A 20,527-nucleotide genomic window follows, 5' to 3' on the forward strand; every position below is an offset into this window, starting at 1 on the left:
ATGGCAATGAAAAATAAAGTATTGGGTCATCCTGTTTTATTTATGATTGCGGTTCTCCTAAGTGCTTGTCAGCCAACCTCCAACAATAAAAATACCGAATCCTCAACGTCGGCAATTTCAAAAGAACGCTTGGCAACCATTGAGGATGTCGCCGGCGTGCCAATGGCAAAACTGATTGAATTTGACCCGCAAGAAATCAAACAAGGCGGCGATACAGGCATCAGTATCACCAGTTCTGAGAGCTACTCAAAGCCATCATCGAACATTCCGGCTTCTCGAAAAGGCAGTTTTTTTATTGGCAATGCCTTTTTTAAGCAGCCGTGGGTGGTAGCGCCGGCAAGTACCGACAGCCGCGATGGTTTAGGGGCGCTGTTTAACGTGGCTGCTTGTCAGTCCTGTCACGTTAAAGACGGTCGCGGTCATGCGCCAAATCATGCGGATGACGATGCTGATAGCTTGCTGATTCGCTTAGCCATGCCTGCAACCACGCCTGAGCAAAAACGTCAGTTGCAAAATTCATTGATTGAAAAGGTTGCTCATCCGGTTTACGGCGGTCAATTGCAAGACCGCGGCATTCAAGGCGTTCCGGCAGAAGCGCGAATTCAAGTGGAATGGCAAGATAAAAAAGTCACCTTTGCTGACGGTCACATCGAAACTTTGCGAAAACCAACGTTTCATTTAACCAATGCCGGCTATGGCGCGTTTGATGACGACTTGATGGTGTCGCCAAGGATTGCGCTACCGATGATTGGCTTGGGGCTTTTAGAGCAAATCCCAGTTGATGCCATCAAAAAACAAGCTGACCCGAACGACAGCAATGGCGATGGCATTCGCGGCGTTTATAATTGGGTCACCGATGCTGAAACAGGAAAACTCATGCTTGGGCGCTTTGGTTGGAAAGCCGGTCAAGCCAAGCTACTCACCCAAAACCAAACCGCCTTTAATGAAGATATGGGGCTGACCTCAAGCATTCGCCCAAATGAATCGTGCACGCCGTCGCAAACTGCTTGCCTTAAAGCCACCACTGGCGCCGACTACCAAGGCGAGGGCAAGCCGGACGTTGAGGTCAGCGATGAAGTTGCTAAATTTGTTGAATTTTATACCCGAAATTTAGCTGTCCCCCATCGCCGTCAAGCAGACAGCCCTCAAATGCTTGCCGGTAAAAAACGCTTTTATGACATGGGCTGTCAAAGCTGCCACACCCCGCGCTATCAATTGCCAAAAACCGATGATGACCATATCGAGCAGCACGGTCAAATCATTTATCCGTACACCGACATGCTGCTTCATGACATGGGTGATGATTTAGCTGACCGCACCATCGCCGGAAAACTGCCGCCAAAAGACGCTCAAGTGGAGTTTTTAGCGACCTCGTATCAGTGGCGAACGCCGCCGCTTTGGGGCATTGGTCTTGCGCAAACGGTCGACCCACAAGCCACCTTTTTACACGATGGTCGCGCCCGAACGCTGATGGAGGCGGTACTTTGGCATGGCGGCGAGGCAAAAGCTCAGCAGCAGCGGGTTTTAGCGCTTGACAAAAAAGGTCGCGAGGAGCTGCTCGCCTTTTTAAAATCTTTATAACTATTTAATGAAATAACTATTTAAAAAATCCTTATTTGACGTTCACCCAACCACCGAGCCTTTTATGAAAAAAACTCATGCCCTCGCTATGGCAATTTCCGCGCTAAGCGCCGGACTTTTGGTCAGCTGCGTTAAACCGAACGACAACCAAGCTGCCGATAAATCACAAGAAGTCAGCAAAGACAATAGCGCGGTCGATAGCGCTGCCAAAACGGATACGGAAGCGGTAAACATCACGCCAGTTGAGATTAGCGCCGACACCAAAACCACCTATTTAAATCATGTTGCTGATGACCTTATTATCCCCGCCTATGCCAAAAGCTCGGAAAAAAGCTTACAGCTTCATGACTTGGCAAAATCGCAGTGCAGCAGCGCGCCAGTGACCGGTGATAAGCTTGAGGAATTGCGCGCCGCTTGGCTTGAATTGGTGCAAGCTTGGTCAGCCGCTGAAATGGTCAATTTTGGTCCTGCCACTGACAGCATGAGCAATTTATATATTAACTATTATCCCGATGAGCGCGGCTTGGTTCATCAAGGTGTGGCGGACTTAATCCGCGCCAATCCGAACCTTACCCCTGAGCAGCTTGCTGATGAAAGCGCCATCGTTCAAGGTGTTCCGGGGCTGGAGGAAGCATTGTTTGCTAATGATACTTTGGATGCTGGCGAGTGCGCCTACGTGATTAGTGCAAGTTTGGCGTTAAATCAGCGCCTAACGGCGATTGAAAAAAATTGGCAGGACAACAAAACCATCTTACTTGCCATTGATAACGTGGACAACAATCAAGGGCTTAATAAATGGTTTAATTCCTTGCTATCGATGGTTGAAACCATGAAATCAAACGCCATCGACCAGCCGCTTGGGCTTTCAGGTAAAGCCAAAGGTCACCTGCCGGCAGCAACCGCTAAGCAAAGCCGCGAGATTATCAGCGCCAAACTTGCAACGCTCAATCAAGCCTTTAGCGACCCTGTATTTACTGCCATGCTTGGCGCAAACGGCGAAAGCGAAGTGGATAATAAGCTATCGACCGCGCTTGCCGACACCACAGCGCTATTGGCACAATTACCTGAAGATATTGGTGATGCCGATAAAGCCAATCAGCAAAAATTGCTTGAGGACTTAACCACCATCACCCGCGTCATTAAGCGTGAATTGATGCCAACGCTTGGCGTTCGCGTGGGCTTTAACAGCACCGATGGCGATTAATCATGAGCCTTAAAAAATCTATCGCCCGCGAGCTTGTGAGCACTGCGCTGCTTAGCTTGGCAGGAACGGCAGGATTGGTAAGCGCTCATCATTACTACCGAAAGCGCCGAAACGCAAACGCTAAATTAAGCGATTACGTATTTGGGGCATTTGGGGCGCTAAATTTTGCGGCTAAATCGAAAAGGGCGTTGGCAAAAAATACGGTAAAAGATGCTTCGATAACAAATGCAGTTGATGCGGCTAATGATAACCACGTGACCACTTGGTTACCGCGTCCCATTGCTTGGGTGAGCGGCGTGGCTGCCATGCCAAAATCGGTCGCGCTTGCCGACGACGCTCAAGATTTTGGCGTCGTCGGTATTGATGAATATCGGCAGTTGGTTTGGCAAACCACCATGCCTGAGCGCGTTCATGATATCGTCGTTCAGCCTCAGCAAGGCGATGCTATCAAGCGTCACGTTGTCGTCATGGGTCGCCGACCAAGCGAGTGCTTTTGGGTGTTAGATAGCAGCTCAGGTCAGGTGTTGCACAGCATCAAAGCCGCTAGCAACCGCCATTTTTATGGTCATGCTTGCTTTAGCCTTGATGGTGAAAGCCTTTATGTCAGCGAAAATGACACCGCCGATTTAACCGGCAAGATTGGTATTTATAACGCAAAAAATAGTTACCAAAAAACCGGCGAAATTGACGCTCACGGTATCGGACCTCATGAGCTTATCATGCACCCAAAAGGTGAGATGCTTATCATTGCCAATGGCGGCATCAAAACTGAGCAAGCCTCACGTGAGGAGCTGAACCTTGATACCATGAAGCCGGCGCTGACCTACCTTGACCGCAAAACGGGCAAGCTGCTTGCGCAAATCACCCCGCAGCACAACCAAATGAGCATCCGTCATTTGGACATTCACCATGATGGCACAGTGATGATTGGCGTTCAGTTTCAAGGGCAGAGGCATTTGAGCCTGCCACTGGTGCTGACCCATAAGTTTGGCGAAAAAACGCTTTCGCCGCTGATGATGCCCAATGACAACTGGCATGTTTTTCATCACTATATTGCAAGCGTTGCCGTTGACAGCCAAAATAATTTATTGTGCGTGACCTCACCAATTGGCGGGGTGGCGGCAGTTTTTGATTTAACATCGCGCGCGTTAATTGATGCCATTTCATTGCCAGATTGCGCAGGGGCGGCGACGGTTGTTGACGATAGTGCCAATTTTATCGTCAGCGACGGTCAAGGGCTGCTCACTACCATCAGCGTTGATTTAGCAACGCAAACGTTAAGTAGTGATAACAAAAGTCAGCGAATGTCCTTTGACAACCATTTGCAAGAAGTGTCATGACAGCAAAACAGGGCTTAAGCCTAGAAGCAGTTCATAATGAGCTTGCGGCTAACGGAATTACGCTCACTATATCCCCAAAAAAAGTTAAAAATATCAACTTTCGCTTAAAGCCTAATGCCCTTTTTGTGACGTATCCTAAGGGCATTGATGATGCGCATTTATTAGCAATGCTGAGAAAGCGGCTTGATTGGGCAATTTATCAGCATGAGCAATTGCTAACACAAACCGCGCAAAAAGCCGCCTTTTTACCCAAATCTCATGATAAAAACGCCGAACATAGCGTGCTACTTTGGGGCGAATCGCAAGCTATCGCGTTAAACGGTCGCGCCGTCACCGAGTTTTACCGCGATGAGTTATCTGCCGTCGTTCCAAGTTTACTGGCAAAGTGGCAGCCAAAAACTGCAACTGCCAGCGAAGTTCGTTTTAAAACCATGAAAACGCGCTGGGGCAGCTGCAACACAAGAGTGCGGCGGATTTGGCTGTCAACGTATCTTCCCGCGTACCCCATTGAATGTACCGAATACGTCCTCGTCCACGAGCTTTGCCACCTAATCCACCCCAATCACAGCCGTGATTTTTGGCAAGCGGTCGCCACTGCCATGCCCGATTACAAGCACTGGCATAACTTACTTGCCGGAAAAAATGTTTGATACGGCAAATTTATGGCGATAAGGCTTTCGTTTCATCGGCTAATAGCGCCTCAGAAAATACTTTTCCTAATAAATTAACATCATCAACGCGGGCGTAATTAAGACGGGTGACAAACGCAATATGCCGATGCGGGCCTTTTTCCGTTAACGGAATGGCAACCGCGTTTTGGTTTTGCAATTTTAATTGGTCAAGCGCCATTTTTGGCACTAATGTTGTTCCCATATCGGCAAGCGCCATTTGAATCAGCGTATTGAGGCTCGCCTCAGAAAAGCTTGATTTCATCTGCTCGCGGTCAAAATGGCAAACGGAAAGCGTTTGGTCGGTTAAGCAGTGACCCTCGCCAAGCAGCATTAAATTTGCCGCCGCCAACGCATCAGCATCAATGGTGTCAAGCTTGGCGTGCTCATCGTCTTTGGCAAAAACGGCAAAAAAATCTTCCGACCAAAATTCAAAACTGTGCAAGCCATCGACCGGATAGGGCAGCGCGATAATGGCGGTATCAATATGACCGTAGCGCACCTGCTCAAGCAAGCGCTCGGTTTGCTGCTCGATGATGGTCATTCGAAAATTGGGAAACTGGGCTTTGAGCGCCGGCAACACTTTGGGCAGCAAATACGGCGCAATCGTTGGGATAATTCCCACCGTCATTGGGTAGGCAAGCGGCGTTTGGTGGCTTTGCGCTCGCGTGGTCAAATCACTGATTTCAGAAAATACTCGCTGCGCCCGCGTCAAAATCTCCTGACCGATGGGGGTAATTAACACCTGCTTATTATTGCGCTCAAAAATCTGCGTATCCAGCTGCTTTTCAAGCTCAGCAATCCCAAGACTTAGCGCGGACTGCGAAATATTGCACTCTTCAGCGGCGCGCTTAAAATGTCGATGTTTTGCCACCGCTAAAGCAAATTCAAGCTGGCGTAAGGTAATCATAATCATCTCTTATTAATTCGTTATCGTTTATTGGTTATCGGTTGTTGGTTCTAAAATTTAGCAAGTTTAGTTTAACAAGTTTAATAAAACAAAACATCAGAATAAAAACTTTTAACTGGCTAAACGGTAAAATTCGCGTATAGTTTATCAAGTACCACAAGCGCTCATCGCAACCCAATTGAGCGCTTGCAATTTTAAACCAAAGCAACTCACAACCAACAATAAAGGAGCCTTCCATGGCAGCTATTATCAACCAAGAAATCCCAGAATTTTCAACCCAAGCTTACGTGAATGGCGAATTCAAAACCATCACCTCAGACGACGTGAAAGGCAACTGGGCGATTTTTATGTTCTACCCACACGACTTCACTTTCGTTTGCCCAACGGAACTTGAAGACATGGCAAACCATTACGAAGAGCTGAAAGGTCTTGGCGTTGAAGTTTACGCGGTATCAACTGACACCCATTTTGTTCACAAAGCTTGGCACGATTCATCAGAAGCAATTGGCAAAGTTCAATACCCAATGCTTGGCGATGGTAACGGCAAAATCACCCGCGGCTTTAACATCATGATTGAAGAAGCCAACGCCGCGCTTCGCGGAACGTTCTTGGTTGACCCAGACGGTCTTATCAAAGTTGCAGAAATCCACGACCTTGGCATCGGTCGTAGCGCAAAAGACATGGTTCGCAAAGTAAAAGCGGCTCAGTACGTTCGTGAAAACGACGGCGAAGTTTGCCCAGCTGCTTGGGAACAAGGTCAAGCAACTCTAAAACCAAGCCTTGATTTGGTTGGTAAAATCTAAGTTTTAGCTTAGTGCTTAACTTTTAAAGATAGCTGATTTTTAAGTTACCTTTAAAAAGCCCCGTCAATTGATGGGGCTTTTTTATTGTCGGGGTAAAATATTTTTAAAAGGAGATTTTACAACTTATCTACAGTCTTTCACTAAAGGCTAGCTGCAATCTAAAGCAGCTTGGCTATGCTAAGACAGGTTAACTTCAAGCTTTTTAGTAGCCGTAAATCAACATAAAAATCAAAGTCATAAGTAAAATAACAAGGAGATGACCATGAGCCAAGATAAGTCAACCAAAAGCGCCTTTCCAAAGCAGCAGCAAGACTTGCCGGGGTCGCAACGTGAGCAGCACCCAAAGCCTGAAGTGCTACCAAAAGACTATCCCAACGGTAAACTTGCCAATAAAGTTGCCGTCATCACCGGCGCCGATAGCGGCATCGGTCAAGCCGTTGCCATTTTATTTGCCAAAGAAGGCGCGGATATTGTGGTAGGCTACCTTTGTGAAGATAAGGACGCCAATGTTACCAAAAAGCACGTTGAAAATTATGGTCGCCGCTGTTTGCTGGTTGCCTCTGATTTATCGGTTGAGGACAACTGCAAGGCGCTGATTGACAAAGCGGTTAGCGAGTTCGGCAAAATTGATATTTTGGTGAATAACGCTGGAATGCAAATTGAGCAAGACAGCTTGACCGACATCAGCAGCGAGCAATTTGATAAAACCGTTCGTACCAATTTTTACCCGCATTTTTGGCTGAGTAAATTTGCGCTGCCGCATATGGGCAAAGGCGGCAGCATTATTAACACCACCTCCATCACTGCTTATCGCGGCAGTGACCATTTAATCGATTATGCCGCCACCAAAGGCGCGATATTATCGTTTACTCGAGCGTTAGCAAACAATTTATCCGGCTCTGATAAAGGCATTCGCGTCAATGGCGTGGCTCCGGGCCCGATTTGGACGCCGCTCATTGTGGCATCTTTTACGCCGGACGAAGTGGCTAAATTTGGTAAAAGCTCGCCCATGGGTCGGGCAGGTCAGCCCAATGAAGTGGCGCCGGCTTATCTGTACCTTGCCAGCGATGATGCCAGTTACGTGACCGGTCAAGTGATTCACGTTAACGGCGGCGAGATTGTGGGCGGTTAAGGGCTGCCATTATGCTCTGTAAATCACAAAAAACGGCTGATGCTGGTCAGCCGTTTGGTGAATTATAATTCATTTATGGTTTTTATTGATGATATTGAATCATTCAAGATAGACAATTAGACGCTGACCTGAAGCTTAGCTTTGTCAATTTGGCGGAAAATCTCATCTTTGAGCTGCAGCTTTCGGCGTTTCATTTGCTCAATCTCATCATCGCAACTGCTGTTGGTGACCACATCGCTTGAAAGCCTGCGAATTTGTTGGTCAAGGTCGCTGTGTTCTTGAAAAATATCGTTGAAATGCGGGCTTGAAGCTTGCAGTTCGCGAATGATATCGCTGTGCTCTTGCCATTTTTTTGCTAAGGCCATTATATTATCCTTTTATCAGTGATGAATGGTTGATGATAATATTACCTATATTGAATAAATAATAATTGTCGTTCGCTAACCCTTATTGTTGTTACTTTGGCGGCTAAGTGATTGTTAATTTAGCCATAACTGGGCTTTAGTTGTTGCTAACCGCTCTTTGATTGTAGCGAAATAACCAACGCAATTCTATGCAGTTTTGGCGAAAAATTATGCCAAGATTTAATCATTGATTTACTAATAATTATAAAAAATTAATGATGATTTGTTTTTTTAATCGCTAAAATTAGCTTTCTAAGCTAGCAAATTCGGTGAAAACCTTTGATAATAGTCTCATCGGCGCAAAAGCTAAGCTAAATAACTTTGCTAAATTGGCTGTTAAATCAAAGCTTTGCTAATTTGACCGCAGAAATATTTATCACCTTTTTTTACAAAATGCCTAACGGTAATAACAATAAGGATTAACTATGATTGACCAAGGTTTAATTGACGCGATTACCAGTTACAGCGAAAACATGACCCGACCTGTAAGTTTTGTGATTGGTGAGGGCAGTCACGAAAAACGCGGCGAGTTGATTGAATTTTTGACTCAAGTGGCAACGGCAACGGACAAAATCCAATTTGATGCCAACGTCACGGATAACAGCTTGCCAAGTGGGGTTAGCTTTACCATTCGCCCAAGCATTGATGGCAAACTGGTTGACACCGGAATTGTCTTTAGCGGCATTCCTGGTGGTCATGAGTTTACCTCATTGATTTTGGCAATTTTGCAGGCAGGTGGTCATACGCTTAAGCTTGATGAGGGCATTCAAAAGCTGGTCAAGCGCTTTAATCAGCCTATGCAGTTTCAGACCTTTGTGTCACTGTCCTGCCACAGCTGCCCTGATGTCGTTCAAGCGCTCAACCAATTTGCCTTATTAAATGACGGCATCAGCAACGAGATGATTGATGGCGCGTTGTTCCAAGATTTGGTCGATGCCAACAACATCCAAGGCGTTCCAGCGGTCTTTTTAAATGGCAAACCGTTTGCTAATGGCAAAATCGATACCGCAAAATTGCTTGAAAAATTGCAAGAGCAATTCCCTGATTTGCTATCAGGTGAGGTGGATAGCGAGGAGCTTGAGCAGCAAGACGTGACCATTATTGGCGCAGGCCCTGCAGGCGTTGCTGCGGCAATTTATACCGCTCGCAAAGGCTTAAAAGTCACCATGGTTGCCGACCGAATCGGTGGTCAGGTGAAAGACACTCAAGACATTGAAAACTTGATTTCTGTGCCCTTAACGACCGGCAACGCGCTTTCTGCCAACTTTGAAACGCATTTACGTGAGTATGACATCACCATCAAAGAGCACGTGAGCGTCAAAGAAATCAGCGAAACGTCTGATGAAAACTACCGAATTCATCTGAACACCGGTGAGAGCTTTGCCACTCGCAGCATCATTTTGGCAACAGGGGCAAAATGGCGCAAGCTTGGCGTTGTTGGTGAAGAAGAAAACATCGGCAAAGGCGTGGCGTACTGCCCACACTGCGATGGTCCGTTCTTTAAAGGCAAAAACGTCTCGGTCATTGGCGGCGGTAACTCAGGGATTGAAGCGGCGCTTGACTTGTCCGGAATCGTAAAGCACGTGACAGTTTTTGAATTTGCCGACAGCTTGAAAGCCGACCAAGTTTTGATTAACAAAGCCCGCGAAAAAGCCAATATCGACATCATTACCAGTGCCGCGACCCAAGAAATCAAAGCGACCGATGGTAAAGTCAGCTCCCTTGTTTATCAAGACCGCAAATCAGGCGAGATGAAAGAATTGGAATTAGCAGCGGTATTTGTGCAAATTGGTTTGGTACCAAATACCGAGTTTGTCAAAGGCTTTATTGATTTAAACCGCTTTGGCGAAATTGAAATCGATGAGCGCTGCCGAACCGACCGCAAAGGTATTTTTGCTTGCGGCGATGTGACCACCGTACCCTTTAAGCAAATCAACATTGCCATGGGTGAGGGCAGTAAAGCGGCATTATCCGCCTTTGAATATTTGGTGATGCAGTAATTATTGACTTCATAATAAAAAATCCCGAAGCTAAGGTTTCGGGATTTTTTTGTAGGTGTTGTTGATTTTAATCTTGAATAAAAAATCAATCGTCAAGCAAATCCATTTGTTTTGCCACTTCATAAATGCCGGTTGAGCGGTTGCCAGTTCGGCAAAAAATCAAAATCGGCTGCTTGGCGTGATTAAAATAATCGGCAAAGTCCTCAACATGCTGCTGGGTCAAGCCGTTTCCTGAAAACGAGATTTCTTTATAGGCAAGTCCTGCCTCTGTTGCCGCTTTTTCAATTTCAGCGCTGGTTGGCTGACCGGCTTCTTCACCGTCAGGGCGGTTGTTGATGATGGTTTTGATACCATTTTCAGCAAGCATGGGCACTTGCTCAGGGGTGATTTGACCAGTAATCGTAACGTTATGACTCATGAGTGCTCCAATTTAAAATCAAGGGTTAAGACTTATCATAATAAGTGATTCTAAAATAAATAGGGCAGTTTTGTGAGCAAGTTATAACAAACCTTGCATTAAGGCGCTTTGGTACAGCAGTTTGGCACGCGCGCCAGTTCCGCAAAACAGCATCACCGGTTTTGGGCAGCGGTTATAAAAGTCAGCAAATTTTTGAATGGTGCTAAGGCTTAAGCGTTCCTCATCAAACGGTAAATGACAGTATTCTAACTGGGCAGCTTTGGTCGCTACTGCTAAATCGGCACTGGACGGCTGAGCTTCAATTTCAAAATCGGGACGAATATTAATCACCGAGCGGTAGCCCAATTGCGCGATTTTGCAACATTGACTTGGATAAATTTGCTTATAAATGGTTAAGTTTTCTGAAATCATGAGTCGAACCACCGTAGTTTTCGCATCAAAAGGTCAAATTTGATAGTCAAAAAAGGAAATAACGTTGAAGTAATTCTTATTATAAGGAAAAATGAAATAAATCCTTATTAATTATTGGAATAATAATATTTAAATAAATAAAAAATTTGCATAAATGGTTTTATGGATTGTATTGATTTTAAAGACTAATTTAAACTTAGGGTTGGGGGCGTTGTAACTCCTGAACCGCTGCCATGGTACTCATGAATACTTTGCCTGATAGCTCAGTAATTAACGGGGTATTTTCGATATTGTCCATAATAGGACCTTTGATAAAGCTAAAATGCAGTCGCCTTTGATTGGCAAGCAGCTCTTGATTTAAAGTGGTGAGCATCTCTTGCGCTGTTAAATCAATGTGATTGACCGCCGTCATAATCAGCACAATCTCGCAAGCGTCAGGATAGCGGCGACTGGTTTGAATGACCCACTTGTGAACCGCTTCGCTGTTGCCAAAAAATAAGCTTTCATCAATTCGCAGGAGCAATAAATTGGAAAAAGTCACCACATCGTGGCGGTCGATATTGCGAAAATGACTGGTTCCGGCAAGTTGACCGACGATGGCAACGTGCGGTTTGCTTGATTGCCAAATCAAACTGGCAAACGACACCATCAGCCCGATAATCAGCCCAGAATTTAGCCCTAAAATCAGCACCCCAAAAAACGCGGCTAAAAAACTTGCCGCATCCAAGCGGTCGCGCTTTAAGGCAGCTTTGAGCGTTTTAACATCAATAAGCCCAATGATGGACGCCATAATCGTTGCCCCAAGCAGCGCATAGGGCAGCGGGGCTAGGGCGCTGCTAAATAACACCAAGGCAAGCACCATAACGACCACGGTCATCATACTGGCAATAGGGGATTTTGCTCCCGAATCAACGTTGATGGCGGTTCGCGAAAAGCCGCCTGCCACAGCAAAGCTTTGAAAAAAAGCGCCGCTCATGTTGGCAAGACCAAGTCCCGTCAGCTCTTTGTTGGCATCAAACACTTCACCGCGAAGCCTAGCATAAGTGCTGGCAACGGAGCTGCTGGACACAAAGGCAATCAGCGCCATAAGTCCGGCGGTTGGCAATAAGTTGAGAACTTCATGAAAGTTTGGCAAATAAGGCAAGGCAAATCTTGGCAAGCCTTGCGGGATGGCGCCGATGGTGGCAACCCCTTTATCTTGCCAATGAAACGTTAGGCTTAAAATAATGGCAATAATGAGCAGGGCTAAGGGAAATAAGCGCTCCGCCCAAATGGCTTTGGATTTTGGCAGCCATGATTGCCAAACCCAGTGGCTGCCATATCGATTGGCAATCATTAGCCCAAGCAAAGTCATGCCAAGGGTGACGGTCAATGGGTGCCAATCATGGATACCGCGCTCAATACTTGCCAAATAACCCAGTATATTGTTGCCGCTAACTGGAATGGCAGTCAGGTATTTTAGCTGACTGATAAAAATCAGCACCGCCGCGCCGCTAACAAACCCTGCTGACACGCCGCGGCTGATAAACTGCATAATCCAGCCAAGTTTTAGCTTTCCTGCGGCAAACAAAAGCGTTCCGACCATCAGCGCAAGCAAGCTTGCCATCAAAGCATATTGCGCCGCGCCCTTATCGGCATAGCTGTGCAGGCTGCTTGCGGTCATAATGGCGGTAATGGCAACAGGACCAATGGCTTGAACGCTGCTTGAGCCAAGCCAAGCATAAACCAATACCGGAACAATGGCAGAATATAAGCCATATTCTGCCGGAAGTCCTGCAAGAACAGCATATCCCAAGCTTTGCGGAATCACCACAAAACCAACCACAAGCCCTGCCACCAAATCCGTGGGCAGGTTTTTAAGAGGATAGTTTTTCAGCCAAGCTGGAACAAGTTGCGCCGCCGATACGCCCATAGCCATCTTTTAAGTGATTATTTAAACTTAATTTTAGCACAGTCCTAAAGCCGCCGCGTTTTAAGCTTGTTGCTATTATGACTAAGCTTGAAGCTTATTTTTACTTCATAGTTCTAAATAGCTAAGGCGTTCAGTAAACTCCTTATGAGTCTATGGCAGCGCCTTTTGTCTCGCAAAAGCGCTCATAAAGCAGCTGCAAGACTGCCAAAGCGTCATCACTGGCAATGCTATAGTAGATTTGCTTGCCCTCACGGCGCGTGGTGACCAGCTTGTCTTTGCGTAAAATACCAAGCTGCTGCGACAGACTGGGCTGACCTACGCCAACTAAGCTTTCAAGCTCGCCCACGCAGTATTCACCTTGGGTTAACTGACAAAGTAGCAGTAACCGGTCAGGATGTGACAGCGATTTTAACAGCTGACTGGCTTTGGTGGCTGACGCTTGCATTTGACTTGCCAAGTCGCTGGCTATTGCCGAGGTCTTGGCTTGAGCTCCCAAATCATCGCCATTTGCGGCATCTTGTTTGCTTGGCAGCTGATGAAGGGTAGTGCTAAGGGCAGGTTTCAAGACGGACTCCTGATCATTGACCGTAGCGACTTGTTTTGCAACAGAAGAGGTGTGAAGTATCATAAAAACAGTCCATGTTTACAAGTTGATAATTACCGCAAGGCTTTACGCTCGGCGGGGCAGATTAAAAATATTGCTTTTTTTCATAGCCTAGCTGATAAATATTAAGTAACTGCTAGTAAGTAAATTGCATAAACAGTTATTTTACTTATTCTTTATGGCAGTTTCATTAACTACGGCTATATATAATTACATTATATAATTTAATATTTTAAAGGCTATGGTATAGTGGTAAAGCTTACTAGGGGTTTTGTCAGATTAAAGTTGCCAACTCCGACGAGGGTCGGGCTAAACTTACTTTAATTAAAATGGAGATTGAAATGCAGGTTCATTCATTTTTGCATCAAGACAGCAAAACATTTTCTCATATTTTAGTGGGTTATGAGGGTCAGCAACCTGTTTGTGCCGTCATCGATCCTGTTCTTGATTTTAATGCCAATTCTGGAACGACAAGTACCCAAAGTATCGACGCTATCATAAATTTGATTGAAAACGAAGCTTGGCAACTAAAATTTATTATGGAAACCCATGCCCATGCGGATCATTTATCAGGTGCCAGCTACCTAAAGCAAATGCTAGGTGGCAAATTGGTCATAGGTCATGCCATCACTCAAGTACAAAAAATATTTAAGCAAATTTATAACTTAGATTCAAGCTTTCGTACCGATGCCAGCCAATTTGATTTGTTACTCAAAGACGGTGACAAATTAATTTTGGGCGACATCAGCATTACGGCTCTTGCGGTTCCCGGTCATACCCCTGTGGACATGGCATATTTGGCGATCGACAATAAAGCGTCATCAACGCCCATTATTTTTGTTGGCGATACCTTGTTTGCTCCTGATGTTGGCACAGCGCGTTGCGATTTTCCCGGCGGCGATGCCGGCAGCTTATTTGACTCTATCCAAAAAATACTGGCGTTAAGCGAAGATACGACAATCTATTTATGCCACGATTACCCACCCACCAATCGTGACTATTGCGCGACCTCAACGGTAAGCGCGCAAAAACAGCACAATATTCATGTCAAAGAGGGAACGGATAAACAGGCGTTTATTGCCATGCGCCGCGCCCGTGATCGCAACCTTGACATGCCAAAGCTGATTATTCCTGCCGTTCAAGTGAACATTGCCGCAGGAAACCTACCACCGCCTGAAACCAATGGCATGCGCTATCTAAAGATGCCGCTAAATGTTTTTGGTCAAAAGGCAGCTGACTTAGAAGATCAGTTACCGTGAGATCACGGCTAAATCATGCCAATTTATGATATACTAATGGATAATAGTTTACTATAAGCAAGAAAATTAGTAAATAACAAACTAAAGTTAATTACAAATTATCGCTATTCAGGCTATTTTATCGCAAATTTTGGATAAGCTTCATGCCAAAAGCGATTAACGTTATCACAAAACTTAAAATAACAATAGATAAATTAAGGAGGTTCTCATGACCGAAGCAAGTTACCATTTGGTTTGTAGCCATTGTAATGCAACCAACCGAATTCCTAGCGACAAGTTAAACGCTCAGCCAAGTTGTGGAAAATGTAGCGCGCCGCTCCTTGATGGTACGGTTCATGAGTTGTCCGAACCCAATGTTCACAAAATCATCCAAAAGAACGAAGTGCTAACCATAATCGACTTTTGGGCGAGCTGGTGTCAACCATGCCTGATGATGGCACCGCAATTTAAAGCTGCTGCCAGTCAATTGCCACAAGTCGTCTTTGCCAAATTGCAAACGGACAAATTTGAGCGTGCCGCTGCGCCTTATAATATCCGCAGCTTACCGACGATGTTGGCTTATAAAAATGGTCGTGAGGTGGCGCGGCAATCAGGAGCGCTTCCTGCCGCGCAAATCGTTCAATGGGTGCAAAGCTTAAACCAAAGCTGATGGCTAGAATGGTTAACCTGACTTATTCGCCGTAAATTTTAAGACCATTGGCAAAGCTGCACTGCTTGATTCGCGCGCTTTGAACGATGGCATCACGCTCACCAAACAGCCGCGATAACGTGGCATTGCGAGCTTGGTTGCTATTATTACGACCGACGCCAACGCTGATGTTTGGTGAGATTCCCCAACGCCCTGCCGACACGCCAATGCCAACGCCTGAGGTTGAAAACCCTGACTGCTGCTTTTGGGTTGCCTCAAGATAGCGGTTAACGCGGTCAAATTCTTGATTTAAGCCGTGGCAATCATAGGTTTGATAGGTGCTTGGGGCAATATATTGTGGCGTGATGTTGCCGGTACTGGCACAGCCACCCAAAGTAAGCGCCACTGCCGCTGCCATTAGCGCCGTAGCTGGCGTGATTATTTTCATAAAGCATCCTTAGTTTTTGAACCATTACCGCCTGAGCAATTAATGGCTCAAAAATAAATCAGGTCATTAAGATATTGATATTTTAAAAGAAATATCTGGCTTAAGATAGCGCTCTTTTTCAATTGCCGCTTAAAAACTGGCTCTTAAAATAAGTTGGCGGGTTTGACCACTGCCAAAATAATGATGCCCACGTAAGCGACCGCCGCAATAAAAATGCCGGCTCGGCTTTGGGAGAGCGTCGCGGTGCGCTTAAATGCTTTTAAACTGGCACTGATGGCGGCAATAAACAGCGCAAATTTAGCAATAACCCACTGAATGGGCGCTTGAGCGCTTAGTAGCTGAAAAAGTAGGACGCCGCCACTGACCAAAATCAGCGCATAAACGATATGATTGGCAATTTTAACAGAACGGGCGGCTTGGTTGGTTTTGCCAAGTACCAAAAAGCTTTGGTAAATAAATAGCGCAATCACCACCACGGCAAGCAGCATATGAAGATGTTTCATTAAAAATCCTTACGATTAAACGTTTTTACCGGCGCAGTTGGGGCTTGGAATGTCTTGGTTTTGCCATTCATCAGGGCTAAAAGCATGAATGGCAAGCGCGTGGATGCTGCCGCCTTGAGCGGTCAATAAAGGGGTTGCTGCTTGATAGACCAGTTGGTGACGCGCAACCAAGCGCTTATTATTAAAATCAGGGCTAACGATGGTCAATTTAAAGTGGCTTTCTTTGCCCTCAAAATAACCGGCATGGTTCATCGATTCGTTGACAATTGCGACATAAGTTGGCGATAAGACGTTAAGCGCTTCATTTAGTGCGGTGGCGACCGGAGCGGTGGCTTGCTCACTCATAAAAATATCCTTAATTTATAATACAATTAACAAAAATTGGTCATAAAAATAGCTGCCATTATAGCAGAGCTTGCCTTAAAACAGCGGCGCCAAAATTTTTATAAAAAAAGCGCAACTTTCAATTGCGCTTTTTTCTACTAGAGGTTGAGGCTTTAATTAGCGGCGCGCTTTTTGATAAAGCGGCATAACTTTTGGCATGAGCGATTGCAACTGGGCAATTCGGTTGTTGCTGCTTGGGTGAGTGCTCAAAAATTGTGGTGGCTCGCCTTGGCTTGCGCGCTGCATTTTTTGCCAAAGGGTGATTGCCGCTTGCGGGTTGTAACCGGCGCGCGCCATCAATTCAAGACCAATGTCATCGGCTTCGGCTTCTTGCGTCCGGCTGTGCGGTCGGCTCAGCCCCAAATCGCCAGCAAGCCCTGCCAACTGCGCTTGGTTTTGCGATAAGCCAAAGATTCCGGCGGCAACGCCTATTCCCGTTTGCGTGGCATATTCACGCGACAAGCGCTCACGCGAGTGTTCACGCAAGGCATGCGCCATTTCGTGACCCATAATCGCGGCAATCTCATCATCGCTTAAGTTTAAGCGGTCAATGATTCCGGTATAAAACATCACCTTACCACCGGGCAGAACAAAGGCATTTAAGTCATTAGACTTAATGGTATGAACTTCCCAATTCCACTTTTGCGCGTCTGGGCGATAAACGCCGGTTTGCGCAATCAATCGGTTTGCGATGCCTTTTAAACGGTTCACCTGAGTTTTATTGGTATCCAAAACGCCGCGAGCGCGCGCTTCTTGCAGGCTTTTATTATAGCTTTGTTGCGACAGTTGTAGCACCTGCTCGCTTGACACCAAAAGTAGCTGCTGGCGGTCAACGCCAATTGCGCCTGTTCCTGTGGTGCTTGAGCAGCCCGTCAGCGTCATTGCGGATAGGGACGTTGCCATCACCGCCGTTAAAAGCGTTTTTTTCATAAAGTCCTCACTGATAAATCACTTGGAAAAGTCTAATCGGCTTGTGGTAAAAGGATTTGCTAAAACAGAAGTTGTCAGCAAAATCCACAAACCTTTAAAAAAGTAGCAAAAATATCGATGGTCGCGAATCAGGCTAAGAGAGCAGCCAAAAGAAAATTGCGCGCCAATCTTATATAGGCAAGTAGTAAGCTTGATGCACTAAGTATAATAAGCTTGCCTAAAGAACACTAGACGGCGTAAAGTAACAGTATTTCGCACGTTTGTAAGTAAGCTTGTAAGCTATTCAATAGGCGTTACTTTAAGTAAACGCTAAGCTGAATAAAAAACACGGTTATAAATATTTTTTTATTCAGCTAAAACAAATACTTAACGCAAATTAGTGGATTTTTCTCTAATTTTTCTTAAAATTAACGCAAAAAAGCATTGACAGAAAAATAAATGCTGCTAAAATAGCCAACCTATCAAGACAGCATTACTTCAAACCAGTAAGCGCTTGACTTAAGCGGGATTAGCTCAGTTGGTAGAGCACGACCTTGCCAAGGTCGGGGTCGAGAGTTCGAGTCTCTTATCCCGCTCCAAATTCGCTCTTTAAGAGCAAAAAGCCCCACAGTATTGTGGGGCTTTTTTTTGTTTGGCGTTTGGGATTAGGCAAGTTAACTAAAACGATTTGTTTAAATTATGATTGCTTAGTCGCAAGAGGGATTTTTCTTAAGATCATATTGGCGTTTTCTAAGGAGCGTAATTCAAAGCTTAAGCTATTGGGAAACTCTTCCCAAATAACTTTTATAATCTCATTTTTAAAGGCTATCCTCCCAATCCCATGATCTATATATTGATGCCATTCTAATAAGCTTGCTTCTAATAGAGAGCATAGATTCTCTAATAAGTCAGATAAGCTATGGTAGCTTTTATAAAGCCTGTCTAGTTCGATATCAATCAAATAGGTGTTATTACGACTTTTAATCATACTAGTTTGCAGCATTTCATTAATTCCAATCTATATGCTTGCTAAAAAATAGGCGAAGCATCACGCTCAGCCTATCAAGTTATCAAAACTCCCTTATAACTTAAGTCACCTAAAACCCAAGCGTTTTGCCATCCGGATTGCGCGGGTCAGAATAGCCGTAAAATCCTGACTTATCCGCTTGGATGATTTGAACGCGACCCATCGGCGCTTTTTGAACGACTTTGTAGCCTTGGCGCTCAAGCAGTCTTACCGTATCGGGGCTGATGCCGTCTTCAATTCGTAATTCATCGGGAAGCCACTGGTGGTGAACGCGCGGGGTCACGACAGCTTCGGCAGGGTTCATGCCGTGGTCGATGGTGTTAGTGATGGTTTGCAGCACCGTGGTGATAATCCGTGCGCCACCAGGACTGCCAGTCACCAGCCAAGGCTGATTGTCTTTTAATACAATCGTTGGGGTCATTGACGATAGCGGTCGTTTTTTGGCAGCAACGGCGTTGGCTTCTCCGCCAACCAAGCCAAAAGCATTCGGAACGCCCGGTTTTACCGAAAAGTCGTCCATTTCGTTATTGAGCAAAATCCCAGTACCGTCAGCAACAATGCCAGTGCCAAAGTTAAGGTTCAGCGTATAAGTGACCGCAACGGCGTTTCCGGCTTTGTCCATCAGTGAATAATGCGTGGTTTGGTCGCTTTCATAGCCTTGCGGGTTGCCAAATTTGATGTCGCTTGACGGTCGCGCTTTATTTGGTGAGATGGTTTTGACCAAATCGCGGGCATAGCGCTTTGAAATCAAGCCATTAACGGGGATTTTTACAAAATCAGGATCGCCCAAATATTCCGAGCGGTCAGCGTAAGCCAGTTTCATGGTTTCGGCAAGGGTGTGGATACCTTGGGCGCTGTTAACGCCGTAGTCTTTGATGGGGTAGTTTTCAAGCATATTGAGCATTTGCACCAAATGAATGCCACCTGAGCTTGGCGGTGGCATGGTGGCGATTTGATAGCCGCGATAATTGCCCTCGATGGGTTTGCGCTCAACGACGCGGTAGTTTTTTAAGTCTTGCAAGGTCATGATGCCGCCGTGTTTTGCCATCTCGCTACTGATTTTTTTGGCAATATCACCCTCATAAAAGGCTTTCGCGCCTTGACGGCTGATTAAGCGTAGGGAGGCTGCCAAGTCTTTTTGAACAAGCCTATCACCGGCGTTAAGCGGTTTGCCATTTTTAAAAAATATCGCTTTGGTGCTTTCCCATTTGCCAAGATTTTGTGCTTCATCGGCGAGCGTTTTGCCCAAAACATCACTGATAATAAAGCCTTGGTCGGCTAAGGTAATGGCAGGGGCGATGACTTTGGAGAGCGGCATCGTTCCCCATTTTTTAAGCGCATATTCCATTCCGGCGACCGTTCCGGGGACACCAACCGCGTTATGCGAAAATAGCGATTTGCCATCGATGACGTTGCCTTTGGCGTCCAAATACATGTCTTTATTGGCGGTGATAGGCGCCATTTCGCGAAAGTCTAAGGCGATATTTTTGCCGGATTTGGCATCGTGTAAGACCATAAAACCGCCGCCACCGATGTTTCCCGCGTTTGGCAACACCACAGCTAAAGCAAAGCCAACGGCAACCGCCGCGTCAATCGCGTTGCCGCCTTGCTTTAAAATATCCAAGCCTACTTGGGTGGCAAGTGCCTGCTCGGTGGCGACCATGCCATTTTTGGCATAAACGGGATGAAAAATGTCATTGCTGCTGTCGTAACGGGCAGCGGCTTGCTCGGTGGCGCTTGGCGGCGTTAAGGCAAAGCTTAGCGGGGATAGGGCAAGGCTTAACGCAAGCGTTAAACTGGTCAGCAGGCGTTTGTTGTTTAGGTAGTGGCTATTTAAGCGTTTTTTATCTAAGCTTTTTTTATTTAATTGATGGGTCATCAGTCATCATCCTTGATTTAGATTGTGAGCATTACTTTGTGTTTAAACGATAATTATTCTTGCAACTCTCGGTTTTCTTATTTGGTTTTTACCTCCTATTTGA

General features: G+C 45.8%; 21 protein-coding genes and 1 tRNA gene. 10 read left to right on the top strand and 12 right to left on the bottom strand.

The features are described from left to right. From ACZ5XY_RS07755 to ACZ5XY_RS07770, 4 genes are all read left to right on the top strand, one after another. A complete protein-coding gene (locus ACZ5XY_RS07755) occupies positions 1–1,581 on the top strand; it encodes a di-heme oxidoreductase family protein (protein WP_464740496.1) in 1,581 nt (526 codons plus the stop codon). A 64-nt stretch (positions 1,582–1,645) separates the two neighbouring features. Next, complete coding sequence (locus ACZ5XY_RS07760; protein ID WP_464740498.1) at positions 1,646–2,785, top strand: imelysin family protein; 1,140 nt, start codon at positions 1,646–1,648, stop codon at positions 2,783–2,785. A gap of 2 nt (positions 2,786–2,787) precedes the next feature. Further along, positions 2,788–4,125, top strand: a complete 1,338-nt coding sequence (locus ACZ5XY_RS07765) for a DUF1513 domain-containing protein (protein WP_464740500.1) — start codon at positions 2,788–2,790, stop codon at positions 4,123–4,125. Beyond that, positions 4,122–4,775, top strand: coding sequence for a M48 family metallopeptidase (locus ACZ5XY_RS07770; RefSeq protein ID WP_464740502.1), 654 nt, complete (start codon positions 4,122–4,124; stop codon positions 4,773–4,775). Before ACZ5XY_RS07765 ends, ACZ5XY_RS07770 begins: the two co-directional genes overlap by 4 nt. Before the next feature lie 10 nt (positions 4,776–4,785). Here the strand turns inward: ACZ5XY_RS07770 and ACZ5XY_RS07775 are convergent, their stop codons facing one another. Continuing rightward, positions 4,786–5,703, bottom strand: a complete 918-nt coding sequence (locus tag ACZ5XY_RS07775; RefSeq protein WP_464740504.1) for a LysR substrate-binding domain-containing protein — start codon at positions 5,701–5,703, stop codon at positions 4,786–4,788. Positions 5,704–5,939: 236 nt separating this feature from the next. Between ACZ5XY_RS07775 and ahpC the strand changes: the two genes are divergently transcribed. Together ahpC and ACZ5XY_RS07785 are read left to right on the top strand one after the other, a co-directional pair. Next, entirely contained in the window at positions 5,940–6,506 is a 567-nt protein-coding gene (gene ahpC, locus ACZ5XY_RS07780) for an alkyl hydroperoxide reductase subunit C (RefSeq protein WP_464740506.1), read from the top strand. Between the two features lie 262 nt (positions 6,507–6,768). Then, entirely contained in the window at positions 6,769–7,638 is an 870-nt protein-coding gene (locus ACZ5XY_RS07785) for a glucose 1-dehydrogenase (protein ID WP_464740508.1), read from the top strand. Positions 7,639–7,754: 116 nt separating this feature from the next. Here ACZ5XY_RS07785 and ACZ5XY_RS07790 read toward each other — a convergent pair whose 3' ends face one another. Next, positions 7,755–8,003, bottom strand: a complete 249-nt coding sequence (locus ACZ5XY_RS07790) for a YdcH family protein (protein ID WP_464740510.1) — start codon at positions 8,001–8,003, stop codon at positions 7,755–7,757. A 464-nt stretch (positions 8,004–8,467) separates the two neighbouring features. Between ACZ5XY_RS07790 and ahpF the strand changes: the two genes are divergently transcribed. Next, positions 8,468–10,042 carry an alkyl hydroperoxide reductase subunit F gene (gene ahpF, locus ACZ5XY_RS07795; RefSeq protein ID WP_464740512.1) on the top strand — a complete coding sequence of 525 codons (1,575 nt, stop codon included), beginning with the start codon at positions 8,468–8,470 and terminating at the stop codon, positions 10,040–10,042. A gap of 85 nt (positions 10,043–10,127) precedes the next feature. Here the strand turns inward: ahpF and ACZ5XY_RS07800 are convergent, their stop codons facing one another. The 4 genes from ACZ5XY_RS07800 to ACZ5XY_RS07815 form a co-directional block, all read right to left on the bottom strand. Next, positions 10,128–10,460, bottom strand: coding sequence for a protein tyrosine phosphatase family protein (locus ACZ5XY_RS07800; protein ID WP_464740514.1), 333 nt, complete (start codon positions 10,458–10,460; stop codon positions 10,128–10,130). A gap of 81 nt (positions 10,461–10,541) precedes the next feature. Further along, positions 10,542–10,868: a protein tyrosine phosphatase family protein gene (locus ACZ5XY_RS07805; RefSeq protein ID WP_464743821.1), complete on the bottom strand. Its 327-nt coding sequence runs from the start codon at positions 10,866–10,868 to the stop codon at positions 10,542–10,544. A 199-nt stretch (positions 10,869–11,067) separates the two neighbouring features. Then, entirely contained in the window at positions 11,068–12,783 is a 1,716-nt protein-coding gene (locus ACZ5XY_RS07810) for a SulP family inorganic anion transporter (protein WP_464740516.1), read from the bottom strand. A 142-nt stretch (positions 12,784–12,925) separates the two neighbouring features. Further along, positions 12,926–13,411, bottom strand: a complete 486-nt coding sequence (locus ACZ5XY_RS07815; RefSeq protein WP_464740518.1) for an ArsR/SmtB family transcription factor — start codon at positions 13,409–13,411, stop codon at positions 12,926–12,928. Positions 13,412–13,728: 317 nt separating this feature from the next. On the opposite strand from ACZ5XY_RS07815, the gene ACZ5XY_RS07820 reads away from it, so the two are divergent. Both ACZ5XY_RS07820 and trxC read left to right on the top strand, forming a co-directional pair. Continuing rightward, entirely contained in the window at positions 13,729–14,646 is a 918-nt protein-coding gene (locus tag ACZ5XY_RS07820) for an MBL fold metallo-hydrolase (protein ID WP_464740520.1), read from the top strand. Positions 14,647–14,854: 208 nt separating this feature from the next. Next, complete coding sequence (gene trxC, locus ACZ5XY_RS07825; protein WP_464740522.1) at positions 14,855–15,295, top strand: thioredoxin TrxC; 441 nt, start codon at positions 14,855–14,857, stop codon at positions 15,293–15,295. A gap of 22 nt (positions 15,296–15,317) precedes the next feature. Here trxC and ACZ5XY_RS07830 read toward each other — a convergent pair whose 3' ends face one another. The 4 genes from ACZ5XY_RS07830 to ACZ5XY_RS07845 form a co-directional block, all read right to left on the bottom strand. Next, entirely contained in the window at positions 15,318–15,722 is a 405-nt protein-coding gene (locus ACZ5XY_RS07830; protein WP_464740524.1) for a hypothetical protein, read from the bottom strand. A gap of 143 nt (positions 15,723–15,865) precedes the next feature. Continuing rightward, the gene (locus tag ACZ5XY_RS07835; protein ID WP_464740526.1) at positions 15,866–16,225 is read right to left on the bottom strand and encodes a SirB2 family protein; all 360 of its coding nucleotides are present in this window, start codon (positions 16,223–16,225) and stop codon (positions 15,866–15,868) included. A 15-nt stretch (positions 16,226–16,240) separates the two neighbouring features. Further along, a complete protein-coding gene (locus tag ACZ5XY_RS07840; protein WP_464740528.1) occupies positions 16,241–16,570 on the bottom strand; it encodes a BolA family protein in 330 nt (109 codons plus the stop codon). Positions 16,571–16,726: 156 nt separating this feature from the next. Beyond that, positions 16,727–17,539, bottom strand: a complete 813-nt coding sequence (locus tag ACZ5XY_RS07845) for a M48 family metallopeptidase (RefSeq protein ID WP_464740530.1) — start codon at positions 17,537–17,539, stop codon at positions 16,727–16,729. A 502-nt stretch (positions 17,540–18,041) separates the two neighbouring features. On the opposite strand from ACZ5XY_RS07845, the gene ACZ5XY_RS07850 reads away from it, so the two are divergent. Next, positions 18,042–18,117: transfer RNA gene (locus tag ACZ5XY_RS07850), tRNA-Gly, on the top strand. 98 nt (positions 18,118–18,215) lie between these two features. Here ACZ5XY_RS07850 and ACZ5XY_RS07855 read toward each other — a convergent pair. Together ACZ5XY_RS07855 and ggt are read right to left on the bottom strand one after the other, a co-directional pair. Continuing rightward, on the bottom strand, positions 18,216–18,521 hold the full coding sequence (locus ACZ5XY_RS07855) for a hypothetical protein (RefSeq protein WP_464740532.1): 306 nt from the start codon (positions 18,519–18,521) through the stop codon (positions 18,216–18,218). A gap of 94 nt (positions 18,522–18,615) precedes the next feature. Further along, positions 18,616–20,424, bottom strand: coding sequence for a gamma-glutamyltransferase (ggt, locus tag ACZ5XY_RS07860; protein ID WP_464740534.1), 1,809 nt, complete (start codon positions 20,422–20,424; stop codon positions 18,616–18,618). Positions 20,425–20,527 lie beyond the last annotated feature (103 nt).

The organism is Psychrobacter sp. GTC18467 (assembly GCF_055397455.1).

Excerpts from the sequence above, each read along its gene's own strand:
- ACZ5XY_RS07755 (WP_464740496.1), top strand. The coding sequence starts at position 1 with ATGGCAATGAAAAATAAAGTATTGGGTCATCCTGTTTTATTTATGATT.
- ACZ5XY_RS07760 (WP_464740498.1), top strand. The coding sequence starts at position 1,646 with ATGAAAAAAACTCATGCCCTCGCTATGGCAATTTCCGCGCTAAGCGCC.
- ACZ5XY_RS07765 (WP_464740500.1), top strand. The coding sequence starts at position 2,788 with ATGAGCCTTAAAAAATCTATCGCCCGCGAGCTTGTGAGCACTGCGCTG.
- ACZ5XY_RS07770 (WP_464740502.1), top strand. The coding sequence starts at position 4,122 with ATGACAGCAAAACAGGGCTTAAGCCTAGAAGCAGTTCATAATGAGCTT.
- ACZ5XY_RS07775 (WP_464740504.1), bottom strand. The coding sequence starts at position 5,703 with ATGATTACCTTACGCCAGCTTGAATTTGCTTTAGCGGTGGCAAAACAT.
- ahpC (WP_464740506.1), top strand. The coding sequence starts at position 5,940 with ATGGCAGCTATTATCAACCAAGAAATCCCAGAATTTTCAACCCAAGCT.
- ACZ5XY_RS07785 (WP_464740508.1), top strand. The coding sequence starts at position 6,769 with ATGAGCCAAGATAAGTCAACCAAAAGCGCCTTTCCAAAGCAGCAGCAA.
- ACZ5XY_RS07790 (WP_464740510.1), bottom strand. The coding sequence starts at position 8,003 with ATGGCCTTAGCAAAAAAATGGCAAGAGCACAGCGATATCATTCGCGAA.
- ahpF (WP_464740512.1), top strand. The coding sequence starts at position 8,468 with ATGATTGACCAAGGTTTAATTGACGCGATTACCAGTTACAGCGAAAAC.
- ACZ5XY_RS07800 (WP_464740514.1), bottom strand. The coding sequence starts at position 10,460 with ATGAGTCATAACGTTACGATTACTGGTCAAATCACCCCTGAGCAAGTG.
- ACZ5XY_RS07810 (WP_464740516.1), bottom strand. The coding sequence starts at position 12,783 with ATGGGCGTATCGGCGGCGCAACTTGTTCCAGCTTGGCTGAAAAACTAT.
- ACZ5XY_RS07815 (WP_464740518.1), bottom strand. The coding sequence starts at position 13,411 with ATGATACTTCACACCTCTTCTGTTGCAAAACAAGTCGCTACGGTCAAT.
- ACZ5XY_RS07820 (WP_464740520.1), top strand. The coding sequence starts at position 13,729 with ATGCAGGTTCATTCATTTTTGCATCAAGACAGCAAAACATTTTCTCAT.
- trxC (WP_464740522.1), top strand. The coding sequence starts at position 14,855 with ATGACCGAAGCAAGTTACCATTTGGTTTGTAGCCATTGTAATGCAACC.
- ACZ5XY_RS07830 (WP_464740524.1), bottom strand. The coding sequence starts at position 15,722 with ATGAAAATAATCACGCCAGCTACGGCGCTAATGGCAGCGGCAGTGGCG.
- ACZ5XY_RS07835 (WP_464740526.1), bottom strand. The coding sequence starts at position 16,225 with ATGAAACATCTTCATATGCTGCTTGCCGTGGTGGTGATTGCGCTATTT.
- ACZ5XY_RS07840 (WP_464740528.1), bottom strand. The coding sequence starts at position 16,570 with ATGAGTGAGCAAGCCACCGCTCCGGTCGCCACCGCACTAAATGAAGCG.
- ACZ5XY_RS07845 (WP_464740530.1), bottom strand. The coding sequence starts at position 17,539 with ATGAAAAAAACGCTTTTAACGGCGGTGATGGCAACGTCCCTATCCGCA.
- ACZ5XY_RS07855 (WP_464740532.1), bottom strand. The coding sequence starts at position 18,521 with ATGCTGCAAACTAGTATGATTAAAAGTCGTAATAACACCTATTTGATT.
- ggt (WP_464740534.1), bottom strand. The coding sequence starts at position 20,424 with ATGACCCATCAATTAAATAAAAAAAGCTTAGATAAAAAACGCTTAAAT.